Origin of the sequence: Paracoccus sp. NSM, assembly GCF_052379855.1 — a bacterium.
In the GTDB taxonomy this organism is placed as follows: domain Bacteria; phylum Pseudomonadota; class Alphaproteobacteria; order Rhodobacterales; family Rhodobacteraceae; genus Paracoccus.
In genome coordinates, this window is sequence record NZ_JBQTCG010000003.1 from 232,645 (window position 1) to 246,488 (window position 13,844).

Below are 13,844 nucleotides of genomic sequence, written 5' to 3' on the forward strand. Positions count from 1 at the left end.
GTCAGCGCAGCGCCCGTCCGGCGGCGTCGAACTGGTGCAGCCGATGGGGCGGAATGGCAATCCCCACGCGGTCGCCCGGCGCGGTCTGGTCCTCGCCATCGGTGCGGACCACGACGGTCAGCGCCTCCGAGACGACGGCGTAAAGCAGGCTCTCGCCGCCAAGCTGTTCCTTGACGCGGATCGTCGCATCGAACTGGCCGCTGCCCTCGGGGCCGATCAGCAGATGTTCGGGACGGCAGCCGATCGCCGCCGCATCCTGGCGCAGGGCCAGCCCGCGCAGGCCCGGCACAAGCGCGCGTTCAAAGACGTTCATCGCGGGTGAGCCGATGAATTCCGCCACGAAGCGCGAATCGGGGCGGTGATACAGGTCCATCGGGCTGCCCACCTGTTCGACCCGGCCGGCATTCAGAACGACGATCTGGTCGGCCATGGTCATCGCCTCGACCTGGTCATGGGTGACGTAGATCATCGTCGCGCCAAGCTGGCCATGCAGCGCCTCAAGCTCGACGCGCATCTGCACGCGCAGCTTGGCGTCCAGGTTCGACAGGGGCTCGTCGAACAGAAAGACCTCGGGGCTTTTCACGATGGACCGGCCGATGGCGACGCGCTGGCGCTGGCCGCCCGACAATTGGCCTGGCTTGCGGTCGAGGTAGTCGCCCAGTTGCAGGATCGCAGCGGCGCGTTCCACGCGGCGGGCGCGTTCGGCGGCGTCCACGCCATTGACCTTCATGCCGAATTCCATGTTCTGCCGGACAGTCATGTGCGGATAAAGCGCGTAGGACTGAAACACCATCGACACGCCCCGGTCGGCGGGCGCGGCCTGCGTCACGTCTCGGTCACCGATCAGGATCTGGCCGGAATCGATCCCTTCAAGCCCCGCGATGGACCGCAAGAGGGTGGACTTGCCGCAGCCCGAAGGCCCCACGAAGACCACGAAGCTGCCATCCTCGACATCCAGAGACACGTCGAACAGCGCTTGGGTCGCGCCGTAGAACTTGTTGATATTCCGCAGCTTCACCGAAGCCATCGCCCGTCCCCCCTTGATGTTCCCGCCGGGCGCCGCCCTGCCCGATCCTGCGCGGCCTCGTCAAGATTTCGGTTGACTTTGCCACGCTTCCATACATTTGTATGACTACCGAGACAAAAGAATGTCAACCGACTTCTTTCATCGCAGGGAGGGGAAACACCATGAAACTACGGACACTGATCTGCACCACGGCGCTGGCGGCCACGACGGCAACCGGCGCGATGGCGGAATGGAGCCTGAAGGAGGCCGCCGCCCCCTATGCCGGGACGACCGTCGATGTCGTCTTCCTGACGCGGCCCGGCTATGACGCCATCAAGGCCATGCTGCCCGCCTTCGAAGAAGAGACCGGGATCAAGGTCAACATCACCGACCACCCCTATGAGAACGCGCTTGGCGAACAGGTGCGCGACTTCGTGGCCGGGGGCGATCTGGACATCGCGCTGATCGACCTGGTCTGGATCGGCAACTTCGCCGAGAACGAATGGATCCTGCCGCTCGAGGAGGTGCAGGCCAGGTTCCCCGACATCGTCGATCCGGCGCTGGACATGGACGATTTCTTCCCGCTGGTGCTGAACGCCTTCGGCGGCTGGAACGACACGATCTATGGCCTGCCCTTCGACAACTACTCGGGCCTGCTGTTCTACAACCGCTGCATGCTGGAAGAGGCCGGCTTCGACGGCCCGCCCGAAACCTGGCAAGAGCTGATGGACGTCTACGGCCCCGCTTTGACCAAGGACGGCAAATACGCGTTCGCCCTGCAATCCAAGCGCAACGAGACGCAATCGGCCGACAGCTTCGCACGGATGCTGTGGCCCTTCGGCGGGTCGTTCCTGGATGCCGATTTCCGGTCGAACCTGCTGTCGCCCGAAAGCCAGGCAGGGCTGCAATTCCGTCAGGACCTGATGGCCTACATGCCCGACGGCATCGTGGCCTGGGACCACGCGGAAACCGTCAACGCCTTCTCGCAGGGCGATGTGGCGATGATCACGGAATGGTCGTCATTCTATACCACGATGGTCGATCCCGCGACCTCGCGCGTGGCCGATTGCGTGGCCGTCGCGCCGGAACCCGCAGGGCCCGCAGGGCGCAAGCCCGCGCTTGGCGGCTTCTCGCTGGCGGTGGCGTCGCAGGCAGACGAGGCCGAACAAGCGGCGGCCTATCTGTTCATCCAATGGGCGACCTCGGCCGCCAATGCGGGTGAATATCTGGAACGCGGCGGCGTCCCCGCCCGTCAGTCGGCCTATGCCGACCCGGCCCTGGCCGAGCAGTTCAAGTTCATCCCGGCCCTTGTCGAAAGCTGGCAGGAAGGCGTTCCCGAATTCCGTCCGCGCTTTGCCGAATGGCCCGAAATCACCGAGATCGTTCAGGAATTCGGCACTCGCATGATGATGGGCGAAGTCTCGATCGAGGACGGCGCCCGCGAGATCGGCACCCGGATGGAGGCCGTGCTGGAACGCGCGGGCTATTACAGCGGCGACAAGCCTCTGGCGCAGTAACGCATCGGGCGGGGGCGTTCCGGCGCCCCCGCCTTTCGACCAAGGGGGGACGGCCCATGCGCGGGCAGGTATCGCGAAAGACAATTCTGGCCTTCATCGGGCCTTCGGTGATCGCGCTTGCCGTGATCGGGATCGCGCCGCTGATCTATGCGGTCTGGACCTCGCTGCATTTCTACAACCTGACCAAGCTGCGTCAGGTCCGCTTCATCGGGCTGGAGAATTACCAGACGGTCCTGACCGACGCGGCCTTCTGGCAGGCGATGGGGCGGACCTTCTTCCTGCTGGCGACCTCGCTGCCCTTGCAGCTTGCGCTTGGCCTGGGGATCGCGCTGGTGCTGCACCGGCCGGGCCTGACGCTGGTCAAGACGCTGACCCGTCTGGGGCTGGTCCTGCCGATGGCCACGACCTATGCGGTGGTGGGCCTTCTGGGGCAGGTCATGTTCAACCAGCAATTCGGCGTGGTGAACCAGCTTCTGGGCCAGAACATCAACTGGATCGGCAATTCGACCAATGCCTTCGTGATGATCGTGTTCTGGGATGTCTGGCAATGGACGCCCTTTGTCGCGCTGGTCCTTCTGGCCGGGCTGACCATGGTCCCCGGCGAGGTCGAAGAGGCCGCGCGGCTTGAGACCAGCAATTGGTGGACGATCCTGCGCCATGTGCAGCTGCCCTTCCTGATGCCGGGCCTTGTGGCGGTGCTGATCCTGCGCACCGCCGACACGCTGAAGCTGTTCGACATGGTGTTCACCCTGACACGCGGCGGTCCGGGAAACTCGACCGAGATGATCTCGCTGCTGATCCAGCGGGTGGGGTTCCGGGTTTTCGATCAGGGGCTGGCCTCGGCGCAGGCCGTGATCCTGCTGATCATCACCATCGTTCTGGCGCGGCTTTATATCCGCTTCTTCTACAAGGAGGTCTAGGATGAACCGGACCCGCCGTTCCCTGGCCGTCGAACTGGCGCTGCTGGGCCTCATCATCCTGGTCTGCGTCTTTCCCTTCTACTGGATGGTCACGACATCGCTGAAGACGCAGGTCGTGGCGATGCAATCGCCGCCCGCCTGGGTCTTCACCCCCACGCTGGACAATTACCGGCAGGCTTTGTTCGTGGACGGCGTTTGGCGCACGCTGCTGAACTCGCTGATCATCGCGGTCTCGACCACGGCGCTGGCGGTGGTGCTGGGCGTGCCTGCGGCCTTTGCGCTGGCCCGGTTCGAGTTTCGCGGCAAAAAGGACCTGTGGTTCTGGTTCATCACCAACCGCATGGTCTCGCCCATCGTTCTGGCGCTGCCCTTCTTTCTGATCGCGCGGCAATTCGGGATGCTGGACAAGCACATCACGCTGATCCTGATCTACCTGACCTTCAACCTGCCCATCGTCATCTGGATCGTGACCGACCAGTTCCGCGGCATCCCCTATGACCTGGACGAGGCCGCCCGGATGGAGGGCGCGTCCCAGTTCACCATCATGCGCAAGATCTGCCTGCCTCTGGCCATGCCCGGCGTCGCCGTGTCGTCGATCTTCTCGTTCATCTTCTCGTGGAACGAACTGATGTTCGGCCTGATCCTGACCCGGTCCGAGGCCCGCACCGCCCCCGCCATGGCCGTGTCCTTCATGGAGGGCTACAACCTGCCCTATGGCAAGATCATGGCCACATCGACGCTGATCGTCATTCCGGTGCTGATCTTTGCGCTGATCGCCTCTAAACAGCTTGTGCGCGGGTTGACGATGGGCGCAGTCAAGTAACGAGAGGGTCGATGTCACGCCAGATCAAGATCGAGCAGATCGACGAGGAAGAACAACTGCTGGTTCGTCTGGCCTATGCCTGCGAGATTGAGGGCCTGACCCAGGCCGAGGCCGCCGCCCGCTTCGGCCTGACCCGGCTGCGCGTGAACAAGGGGCTGGCCGATCTGCGCGCGCGCGGCATCCTGCGGGTCAGCATCGACAGCGTCTATGCGGCCTCGGCCGCGCTGGAATGGCAGGTCGCGGACCGCTGGTCGCTGCGCCGCGCGGTCGTGGTGCCCAGCCCGGAACGGGCGGGCGCGGTGACGACGCTGGTCAGCGCGGGTCTGGGCGGGCATCTGGGCCAGTTGCTGGCCGACCGCGCGGTGACGCGGTTCGGCATGTCCTGGGGCAACACGCTGAACCTGGCCACCCGCTTCATGCAGCCGGTCAACCGCCCCGATCTGGAAATCGTTTCCGTGATGGGCGGGATCGCGCGCGGATCGGACGTGAACGGCTACGAGATCACCACCCGGCTGGCCGATCTTTGCAACGCGCAGCATTCCTTCTTTCTGGCGCCGATCTATGCGGGCAGCGCGGCCAGCCGCCGCGTCTTCATGGAACAGGACGTGATCGCGCAGGCGCTGGACAAGATCCGGGGCTGTCAGGCGATGGCGCTGGCCACGGGCGACCTGACACGCTCGCTTCTGGTGAGGGATGCCCTGCCCCGCGACGTGACGGCCGAAGAACTGGTCGCGCTTGGCGGGGTGGGCGACATCATCGGCAACATCCTCGACGCCGACGGCAACCCTGTCGCGCATGACCTGAACAACCGCCTGATCGGGCTGACGCTGGACGACCTGCGGCAGGTGCCGAACGTGATTCTGGCCGCGGGGGGCGCGCACAAGGTGCCGATCATCCGCGCCGCCCTGCGCGCGGGCATCGTCAATACGCTGGTCACGGACGAGAACACCGCGACCGCCCTTCTGGCCGAGGATCAGCCCCGCCGGTAAAGCGCCCGCCATTCGGCATGGGCCGTGGCATAGGCTTCGTGGCGCGCCGCATCGGGCGAGACGCGGCGGCTGACAGCGGGCTTGCCGAACCGCGCGGGGTCGTAACCCAGAACCGCCGCCTGCCCCAGCCGCGCAGCGCCGAAGGCCGCGCCGTATTCGCCGCGTTCCGGGATCAGCAGCGTGATGCCGCAGATATCCGCGATGATCTGCAACCAATGCTGCGACCGAGAGCCCCCGCCGACCGCATAGGCCTCGGTGATGGTGGTGCCGCCCTCGCGCAGCGCGTCAAGGCAATCGGCCAGCGCGAAGCCCACGCCCTCCAGCACGGCCAGAACCAGATCGGGCGCGCCGGTGCGGCTGGTCATGCCGTGCAGGCTGGCCTGTGCGGTGGGGTCGTTATGCGGCGTCCGGACGCCGGTCAGATAGGGCAGGAAGCGCACCGGCGACGGCCCCTCATGCCCTTCGGCCAGGGCCAGCATCTCGGGGACCGGGCGCCCCAGGATCCCCGCCAGCCAGTCCAGACAGCTGGCTGCCGCCAGGATCACGCCCATCTGGTGCCAGCGCCCCGGCACGGCATGGCAGAAGGCGTGGACCCCCTGCCGCGTGTTGGGGCGGAACTGGTCGCTCGGCGCAAAGACCACGCCCGACGTGCCAAGCGACAGAAAGGCCCCGTCCTCGACCATGCCCATCCCGCAGGCGGCGGCGGCATTGTCGCCCGCGCCCCCCGCCACCACCGTGCCGGGGGCAAAGCCCCATCGCGCGCAGATCTCGGGCCGCAGGGTGCCGCTGACCTCGGTGCCTTCGACAAGGCGCGGCATCTGCGCCTCGGTCAGGCCGGTCGCGTGCAGCAATTCGGGCGACCAGCGCCGGGCGGCCACGTCCAGCCACAGCGTCCCCGCCGCGTCCGACATCTCGGCCACGTGTTCGCCCGTCAGCCACAGGCGCAGGTAATCCTTTGGCAGCAGCACCCGCGCGGTGCGGGCGAAGATCTCCGGCTCGTGCCGGGCGACCCAGGCCAGCTTGGGCGCGGTGAAGCCCGCCATGACCAGATTGCCGCCGATCCCCTCGAAATCGGCGGCCTCTGACAATTCGCTGCATTCGCGCGAGGACCGGCCGTCATTCCACATGATGCAGGGCCGCAGCACCCGGTCGTCGGCATCCAGCAGCACCGCGCCATGCATATGCCCCGACAGACCGACGCCGCGCACCTGCGCCAGCAGGCCGGGATGATCCCCGGCGATCTGGCCCAGCGCCTCTTCGACCGCCGCGATCCAGGCGGCCGGGTCCTGTTCCGAAAGGGGCGCCGACCGCGCCAGATCGGGGACGCGGGCCGTGGCCTCGGCCTGCATCTCCTGGGCGTCGTCGATGACCAGCACTTTGGCCCCGGACGTGCCAAGGTCGATTCCCAGATACATGACGCCTCCTCGCGTTTTGGCCTTGATGCACCCCAAGAATACATTTGTAAACCTGTCAGTGCTTATGTAACGTCGGCCAAAGGGGCAACGGCCCCTAAGGTCTGCGTCCCGGACAGTCTAGCCGGGATCGCCCCGGAACAAGAGGTCGAATATGGCGCGCGCTTTGGTGCTTGAGGAACGAAACCGCCTGTCCCTGCGCGAAATCGCCCTGCCCGACACGCCCGGCCCCGGCGAGGTCGCCATCGCGGTCAAGGTCGTGGGCATCTGCGGCAGCGACGTGCATTACTACACGCATGGCCGGATCGGCCCCTTCGTGGTCGAGGCTCCGATGGTTCTGGGCCACGAGGCCGCGGGGATCGTCACCGCACTGGGCGAGGGCGTGACGGGCCTTGCCGTGGGCGACCGGGTCTGCATGGAGCCGGGCATCCCCGACACGACCTCGAAAGCGTCGAAGCTGGGGGTCTACAATGTCGATCCCTCGGTCCGGTTCTGGGCGACGCCGCCGATCCATGGCTGCCTGACGCCCGTCGTGATCCACCCCGCCGCCTTCACCTATCGCCTGCCCGACCATGTCTCGCTGGCCGAGGGCGCGATGGTCGAGCCCTTCGCCATCGGCATGCAGGCCGCCGCCCGCGCGCGGATCAGGCCGGGCGACGTGGCGCTGGTCACAGGGGCCGGGCCGATCGGCGTGATGACCGCGCTGGCGGCGCTTGCAGGGGGCTGCGCGCGGGTCTTTGTCAGCGATCTGGTGGCCGACAAGCTGGCCATCGCCGGCGGGTTCGACGGGATCACGGCCATCGACGCAGGCCGCGACGACCCCGCGCAGGTGGTGGCGGATGCGACCGGCGGCTGGGGCGCGGATGTCGTCTTTGAATGCGCGGGCGCGGCCCCGGCGATCCAGACCGCCTTGCGCGCCGTGGCCCCTGCGGGCTGCGTCGTCTGGGTTGGCATGCCCGTCGATCCGGTGCCTTTCGATCTGGTCCTGGCCCAGTCCAAGGAGATCCGGATGGAGACCGTGTTCCGCTACGCCAACATGTATGACCGCGCCATTCAGGTGATCGGCTCGGGGCGGATCGACCTCAAGCGGCTGATCACCGCGACCTATCCCTTTGACGACGCCGTCGCCGCCTTTGACCGCGCGGTCGAGGCGCGCCCGACCGACGTCAAGATCCAGATCACGATGGACTAGGCCATGACCGCGCTTGCCGACCGCCTGCTGGACGAATTGCGCCCCGGCCTCGCGCCCGAGGTGCTGGCCCGGATCGCGCCCCTGTCGCAGGCGCTGACCGGGGCTGGCCGCATCGCCTGCCACGGCGTCGGGCGCGAGGGGCTGATGATGCGCGCGCTGGCCATGCGGCTGTTCCATCTGGGGCTGGACGCGCATGTCGTGGGCGACATGACCGTGCCGCCGCTTGGGCCCGGGGACCTGCTGCTGGTCAGCGCGGGGCCGGGGCATTTCGGCACGGTGGCCTCGCTGGTGGCCACGGCCCGCGAGGCAGGGGCGCAGGTCGCCTGCCTGACCGCGCAGGCGCAGGGCGCGGTGCCGCAAGCCGCCGATCTGGTCGTGCATCTGCCCGCGCAGACGATGGCCGACGATGCGGGCGCGGGTTCGATCCTGCCGATGGGCTCGCTTTACGAGGTGCTGATGCTGCTCTTCTCGGAACTGCTGGTTCTGGACCTGCGCGACCGCCTTGGCGTCACCCCCGAGGCCATGCGCGCCCGCCACACGAACCTGGAGTGACCATGCCCGACTGGACCCGACGCTTCAGCCTGACCGGAAGGCGCGCGCTGATCACCGGCGCATCCTCGGGGATCGGGCGCGCCATAGCCGAGGTCTTTGCCGATGCGGGCGCCGATATCGTGGCGCATGGCCGCGACGCCGCCCGTTTGGACGATCTGTCAAAGACCATCCGCCAGGCGGACCGGGCCTGCGATCTGGTGACGGGCGATCTGGCCGATGACGCGGCGGGCGTGGCGCGGCGGGCGCTGGCCACGGGGCGGATCGACATTCTGGTCAACAGCGCGGGCATCGCGCTGACCGGGCCGGTCATCGGCTATGACCCGGCCGATTGGCAGCGCACGCTGGCCGTGAACCTGACCGCGCCCTTCATCCTGTCGCAGGCGGTCCTGCCCGGCATGATGGAACGGCGGATGGGCAAGATCATCAACATCTCAAGCCAGACGGGCGTGATCGCCCTGCCCAATCATGCGGCCTATGCCGCGTCCAAGGGCGGACTGAACGCGCTGACGAAATCGCTGATGACCGAGGCCGCGCCCCATAACGTTCAGGTCAACGCGATCTGCCCGACGGTCGTGCTGACCGAGATGGGCGAGGCGCTCTGGTCCGCGCCCGAACGCCGCGACCCTTTCATCGCGCGCACGCCGCTTGGCCGCTTCGGCCAGCCGGTCGAGATCGCGGACATGGCACTGTATCTGGCGTCAGAGGCGTCCGATCTGGTGAACGGCGCCGTGATGATGATCGAGGGCGGCTATTCCAGCATCTAGAACGGGGGGAAAGATGAACGCACTGGGCGGAAAGACGGTCGCCATCACCGGGGCGGCCTCGGGGATCGGGCTGGCCTGCGCGCGGGCCTGCCTTGCGGCGGGGGCCGAGGTCGCGCTGATCGACCGGGCGGGCGACAGGCTGGCGGCGCTTTGCGACGAACTGGGTCCGGGCGCGCATGGCGTGGTGACGGATGTGACCGATCCCGCCAGCGTCGAGGCGATGCTGCCGCAGATTCTGGCCGCGACCGGGCGACTGGACGTGTTCCACGCCAATGCCGGCGCCTATGTCGGCGGCGAGGTGCTGACCGGCGATCCCGATGCCTGGGACCGGATGCTGAATCTCAACATCAATGCAGCCTTCCGCACGATCCGGGCGGTGCTGCCGCATATGGCGGCGCAAGGCTCGGGCGACGTGATCCTGACCAGTTCCATCGCAGGCGTCGTGCCGGTGGTGTGGGAGCCGGTCTATACCGCCTCGAAACACGCGATCCAGGCCTTCACCCATACGCTGCGGCGGCAGATGTCGGGGCATGGCGTCAGGGTGGGCGCGGTGCTGCCCGGCCCGGTGGTGACCGCGCTTCTGGATGACTGGCCCAAGGCCAAGATGGATCAGGCCCTGGCCGAGGGCAGCCTGATGCAGCCCGAAGAGGTCGCCGATTGCGTCGTCTTCATGCTGACGCGGCCGCGCAACGTGGTCATCCGCGATCTGGTGATCCTGCCCAACGCGGTGGATCTGTGATGACCGGGCCTTTGTTCATCGGCGTCGATGTCGGCACGGGCAGCGCGCGGGCGGGCCTGTTCGATCAGGCGGGCAGGCTGCTGGCCAGCCACAAGACCCCCTTTCCCATGTGGCGCGAGGGCGGCGACATCGTCGAGCAATCCAGCGCCGCGATCTGGGCCGCCGTCTGCGCCAGCGTGCGGCAGGCCGTGGCGGGGACCGACCCGGCGCGCGTCGCCGGTCTGGGCTTTGACGCGGCCTGTTCGCTGGTCGTGCTGGACCGCGCCATGCAGCCCCTGGCGATCGGCCCCTCGGGCGATCCTTCGCGCAACGTGATCGTCTGGATGGATCACCGCGCCACCGATCAGGCCGAGCGGATCAACGCGATGGGCCATCCGGTGCTGGATTACGTCGGCGGCCGCATCTCGCCCGAGATGCAGACGCCGAAGCTGCTTTGGTTGGCCGAAACGATGCCCGAGGCCTTCGCCCGCGCCGGGCAATTCCTTGATCTGGCCGATTTCCTGACCTGGGCCGCGACGGGCAGTCTGGCGCGGTCGGCCTGCACGGTGACGTGCAAATGGACCTACCTGGCGCATGAGCGGCGATGGGATTCCAGTTACTTCGACCAGATCGGGCTGGGCGTGCTGGCCGATGAGGATTTCGCGCGCATCGGCCAGAAGATCGTGGACCCCGGCACGCCACTTGGCGCGGGCCTGACCCCCGAGGCCGCGCAGGCGATGGGTCTGCGGCCCGGCACGCCGGTGGGCGCGGGGTTGATCGACGCCCATGCGGGCGGCGTGGGCACCGTGGGGGCGGCGCGCGATGCGGGCCCCGAGGCCGTGATGGCCTATGTCTTCGGCACCTCGGCCTGCACGATGGCCTCGTCGCCGCGTCCGCATTTCGTGCCGGGCGTCTGGGGGCCCTATCATTCCGCGATGATCCCCGGCCTCTGGCTGTCCGAGGGCGGCCAGTCGGCGGCCGGAGAGGCCATCGCCCAGATCATCGCCACCCATCCCGCCAGCGCGGGCATCCGCACCGGGGGCGCCTCGGTCCAGGATCACCTGCTGTCGCGGCTGGCCGCGCTTTGCCCCGATGTCAGCCAGGCGGTGGATCTGGCGGGCAGCCGCATGGTCGTGCCCGATTTCCTGGGCAACCGCGCGCCCCATGCCGACCCCCATGCCGGGGCGGTCCTGTCCGGACTGGGCATGGACAGGGGCGAGGACGACCTGCTGGCCTTCTACGTGGCCGGGCTCTACGGCATCGGCTACGGACTGCGTCAGATCATCGAGGTTCAGGCCGCCCGGGGCGTCGCGCCGCGTCTGATCGCGATCAGCGGCGGCGCGGGCGCCAGCGACGCGGTCAAGCAGTTGCTGGCCGATGCCAGCGGCCTGCCGGTCATGGACACGGATTGCCCCGAACCCGTCCTGCTGGGCGCCGCGATGCTGGGCGCGGTTACCTCGGGCCATGCCGCGACGCTTGGGCAGGCGATGGCCGCCATGTCGCGCGAAAGGGCGCGCTTTCACCCCGCCGGGGGCCGGATCGCGGCGCTTCACGACCGCCGCGCCCGCGCCTTCGCCTTGCTGCAACAGGCCGACCGGGTGGCTCGTGGCCTGCCCGAGGCTGCCCCTACGTAATCGCGCTTGAAAAACGCAGACTTATGGCGACAATCTGTCGCCATTCGACAGCGAAACGGAGCAGAGGCATGGCGCGCCGCCATAAGAACCGCAGATTGCTGAATGCGCTGTCGGATGTCCGCAAGCAACGCGCCCTCAGCCTGGACCATCCCGGCGACCACACGCCCGAGACATGGTTCATCGGTCCCAAGGCCGAGAATGGCGACCTGTTCATGCGGCTGGTCCATCGGGCGCTTGGCCAGCACATGGATTTCCGCCGCGCCTACATGCCGGGCGATCCCGCCATCCGCGACGAGGCCGAAACCCCGCGCACCGAACGATCCGAGGCCTTCATCGCCGCCCGACTGGACGAGATGACGCATTGGCTGCACGGCTCGATCCCGCTGGCCAGCCACCGCAACCAGTCGCACATGTATTGGGACCAGACCCTGCCCGCGCTGCTGGGCTATATTGCCGCCCTGCCCTATAACCAGAACAACGTCGCGGCCGAGGCCAGCCCCGCAACCACCCTGCTGGAGATCGAGGTGGGCGAGGATCTGTGCCGGATGCTGGGCTATGCCCTGCCGCCCGCCAGCGATCAGGCCGAGGGCGCGATAAGGCCCTGGGGGCACATCACCTGCGACGGCAGCGTGGCCAATGCCGAAAGTGTCTGGGCCTCGCGCAACCTCAAGTATTTCCCTGCCGCGATGGCCGCCGCGATCCGCGCCGAAGCCGCGCTGGCGCCTGCGCGCAACGTCACGCTGCGCCTGACCGACGGCCACCGGGCGCGGCTGCTGGAATTGTCGCCCTGGCAGCTGATGAACCTGCCTCTGGACGAGGTGATCGGCCTGGCCCCCCGCGTGGCCCATGTCGCAGGCATCGCGCCCGCCGCGATCGAGGCCGCGCTGGCCCGCCATTCGGTGCAGGCATTGGGCCTTGTCGCCTTTCATCGCCTGAATCTGGACGGCATCGACCCGCCGGTCCTGCTGGCCCCGGCGACCGCGCATTATTCCTGGCCCAAGGCGATGTCGCTGACCGGGCTGGGCCGCGACGCGCTGCGCACGATCCCGGTCGATCGGGCGGGGCGGATGGACATGGTCGCCCTGCGCGCCACGCTGGATGCCTGCCTCGATGCCCGCCAGCCGGTGATGCAGGTCACCGCCGTCACGGGTTCGACCGAGGAAAGCGCCGTGGACCCGCTGGCCGAGATCCTTGCGATCCGCGACGAATACCGCGCCCTGGGGATGGAGTTCAGCATCCATGCCGATGGCGCATGGGGCGGCTATTTCGCCTCGATCCTCAGGGCGCCGCACAAGAACCACCAGCCCGACCACCCGCCCGAGGACCGCGCCTGGCACGCGCTGATCATGGGCGAGGGGCCGGACCGGCCAGGCCTTCTGCCCTCGGCCCATGTGCGGCGACAGCTCAAGGCGCTGGCACGGGCCGATTCGATCACCGTCGATCCGCACAAATCGGGCTTTGTCCCCTATCCGGCGGGGGCGCTCTGCTATCGCAACGGCGCGATGCGCGATCTGGTCTCGTTCAAGGCGCCGGTCGTCTTTCACGGCGGCATCGACCCGACCGTCGGCGTCTACGGGATCGAGGGGTCCAAGCCCGGCGCGGCGGCGGCCTCGGTCTATCTGTCGCATCGGGTGATCCGCCCCGACCGTTCGGGCTATGGCGATCTGCTGGCGCGCTGCCTGTTCAACGCGAAACGCTTCTACGCGATGCTGGTCTGTCTGGAAGGGCCGGATTTCACCGTCACCCCCTTTCAGCGCCTGCCCGCCGAGGCCCAACCGGGCGCCACCGCGCGCGAGATCGAGGACCAGCGCGCCCGCATCCGGCAGGACATCCTGCCCCTGCATGATGCAGATCTGATCGAGGCGCTGCGCGACGATGACGACCTTTTCGCGCTGTTCCGCGATCTGGGGCCGGACCTGACGATCACCGCCTATGCGTTCAATTTCGTCTCGGCCGAGGGTCCGAACCGCGATCCGTCCCTGATGAACGAGATGAACGACCTGATCTATCGCCGCCTCAGCCTGCAATCCTTCAACGGAGGCTCGGTGCCGACGCAGCCGATGTTCGTGACCGCCTCGGAATTCGACCCGGCGCATTACGGGCAGGCGCTGGTCAGCGATTTCTGCCGCCGCGCGGGGTGCGATCCGCAAGACGGCCTGCCGATGGGCTTTCTGATTTCGACCACGCAGAACCCGTGGCTGTCTCAGGCGGGCGGCGGGCAGGTGCTGCGCAGCCTGCGCGACGCGCTGTCGGACACGGCCAGCGCCGCCGCGCAGGCGGTGATGGCGCGCCACGGCATCGCCCCGGCCTGACGGGC

Annotated in this window: 12 protein-coding genes; 10 read left to right on the forward strand and 2 right to left on the reverse strand. The window is 67.9% G+C overall.

What is annotated here, in order from left to right; all coding sequences use genetic code 11:
* Position 1: 1 nt before the first annotated feature.
* Positions 2-1,027, reverse strand: a complete 1,026-nt coding sequence (locus tag ACTZWU_RS07120) for an ABC transporter ATP-binding protein (protein ID WP_444736664.1) — start codon at positions 1,025-1,027, stop codon at positions 2-4.
* Between the two features lie 161 nt (positions 1,028-1,188).
* Here ACTZWU_RS07120 and ACTZWU_RS07125 point away from each other — a divergent pair, with 161 nt between their 5' ends.
* The 4 genes from ACTZWU_RS07125 to ACTZWU_RS07140 are packed head-to-tail and all read left to right on the forward strand — an operon-like array spanning position 1,189 to position 5,255.
* Positions 1,189-2,523: an ABC transporter substrate-binding protein gene (locus ACTZWU_RS07125; RefSeq protein WP_444736665.1), complete on the forward strand. Its 1,335-nt coding sequence runs from the start codon at positions 1,189-1,191 to the stop codon at positions 2,521-2,523.
* A 56-nt stretch (positions 2,524-2,579) separates the two neighbouring features.
* On the forward strand, positions 2,580-3,443 hold the full coding sequence (locus ACTZWU_RS07130; protein ID WP_444736666.1) for a carbohydrate ABC transporter permease: 864 nt from the start codon (positions 2,580-2,582) through the stop codon (positions 3,441-3,443).
* A gap of 1 nt (position 3,444) precedes the next feature.
* The gene (locus ACTZWU_RS07135) at positions 3,445-4,266 is read left to right on the forward strand and encodes a carbohydrate ABC transporter permease (RefSeq protein ID WP_444736667.1); all 822 of its coding nucleotides are present in this window, start codon (positions 3,445-3,447) and stop codon (positions 4,264-4,266) included.
* An 11-nt stretch (positions 4,267-4,277) separates the two neighbouring features.
* Positions 4,278-5,255, forward strand: coding sequence for a sugar-binding transcriptional regulator (locus ACTZWU_RS07140; RefSeq protein WP_444736668.1), 978 nt, complete (start codon positions 4,278-4,280; stop codon positions 5,253-5,255).
* On the opposite strand, the gene xylB is transcribed toward ACTZWU_RS07140, so the two are convergent.
* The gene (gene xylB / locus ACTZWU_RS07145; protein WP_444736669.1) at positions 5,240-6,670 is read right to left on the reverse strand and encodes a xylulokinase; all 1,431 of its coding nucleotides are present in this window, start codon (positions 6,668-6,670) and stop codon (positions 5,240-5,242) included. The two genes, ACTZWU_RS07140 and xylB, sit on opposite strands and share 16 nt — an antisense overlap.
* 151 nt (positions 6,671-6,821) lie before the next feature.
* Here xylB and ACTZWU_RS07150 point away from each other — a divergent pair, with 151 nt between their 5' ends.
* From ACTZWU_RS07150 to ACTZWU_RS07175, 6 genes are all read left to right on the forward strand, one after another.
* A complete protein-coding gene (locus ACTZWU_RS07150) occupies positions 6,822-7,859 on the forward strand; it encodes an NAD(P)-dependent alcohol dehydrogenase (protein WP_444736670.1) in 1,038 nt (345 codons plus the stop codon).
* A gap of 3 nt (positions 7,860-7,862) precedes the next feature.
* Positions 7,863-8,411, forward strand: coding sequence for an SIS domain-containing protein (locus ACTZWU_RS07155; RefSeq protein WP_444736671.1), 549 nt, complete (start codon positions 7,863-7,865; stop codon positions 8,409-8,411).
* A gap of 2 nt (positions 8,412-8,413) precedes the next feature.
* On the forward strand, positions 8,414-9,175 hold the full coding sequence (locus ACTZWU_RS07160) for an SDR family NAD(P)-dependent oxidoreductase (RefSeq protein WP_444736672.1): 762 nt from the start codon (positions 8,414-8,416) through the stop codon (positions 9,173-9,175).
* A gap of 13 nt (positions 9,176-9,188) precedes the next feature.
* Entirely contained in the window at positions 9,189-9,914 is a 726-nt protein-coding gene (locus ACTZWU_RS07165; protein ID WP_444736673.1) for an SDR family oxidoreductase, read from the forward strand.
* Complete coding sequence (locus ACTZWU_RS07170; protein ID WP_444736674.1) at positions 9,914-11,527, forward strand: FGGY-family carbohydrate kinase; 1,614 nt, start codon at positions 9,914-9,916, stop codon at positions 11,525-11,527. The genes ACTZWU_RS07165 and ACTZWU_RS07170 overlap by 1 nt, the downstream gene beginning before the upstream one ends.
* Before the next feature lie 68 nt (positions 11,528-11,595).
* Complete coding sequence (locus ACTZWU_RS07175; protein WP_444736675.1) at positions 11,596-13,839, forward strand: pyridoxal phosphate-dependent decarboxylase family protein; 2,244 nt, start codon at positions 11,596-11,598, stop codon at positions 13,837-13,839.
* Positions 13,840-13,844 lie beyond the last annotated feature (5 nt).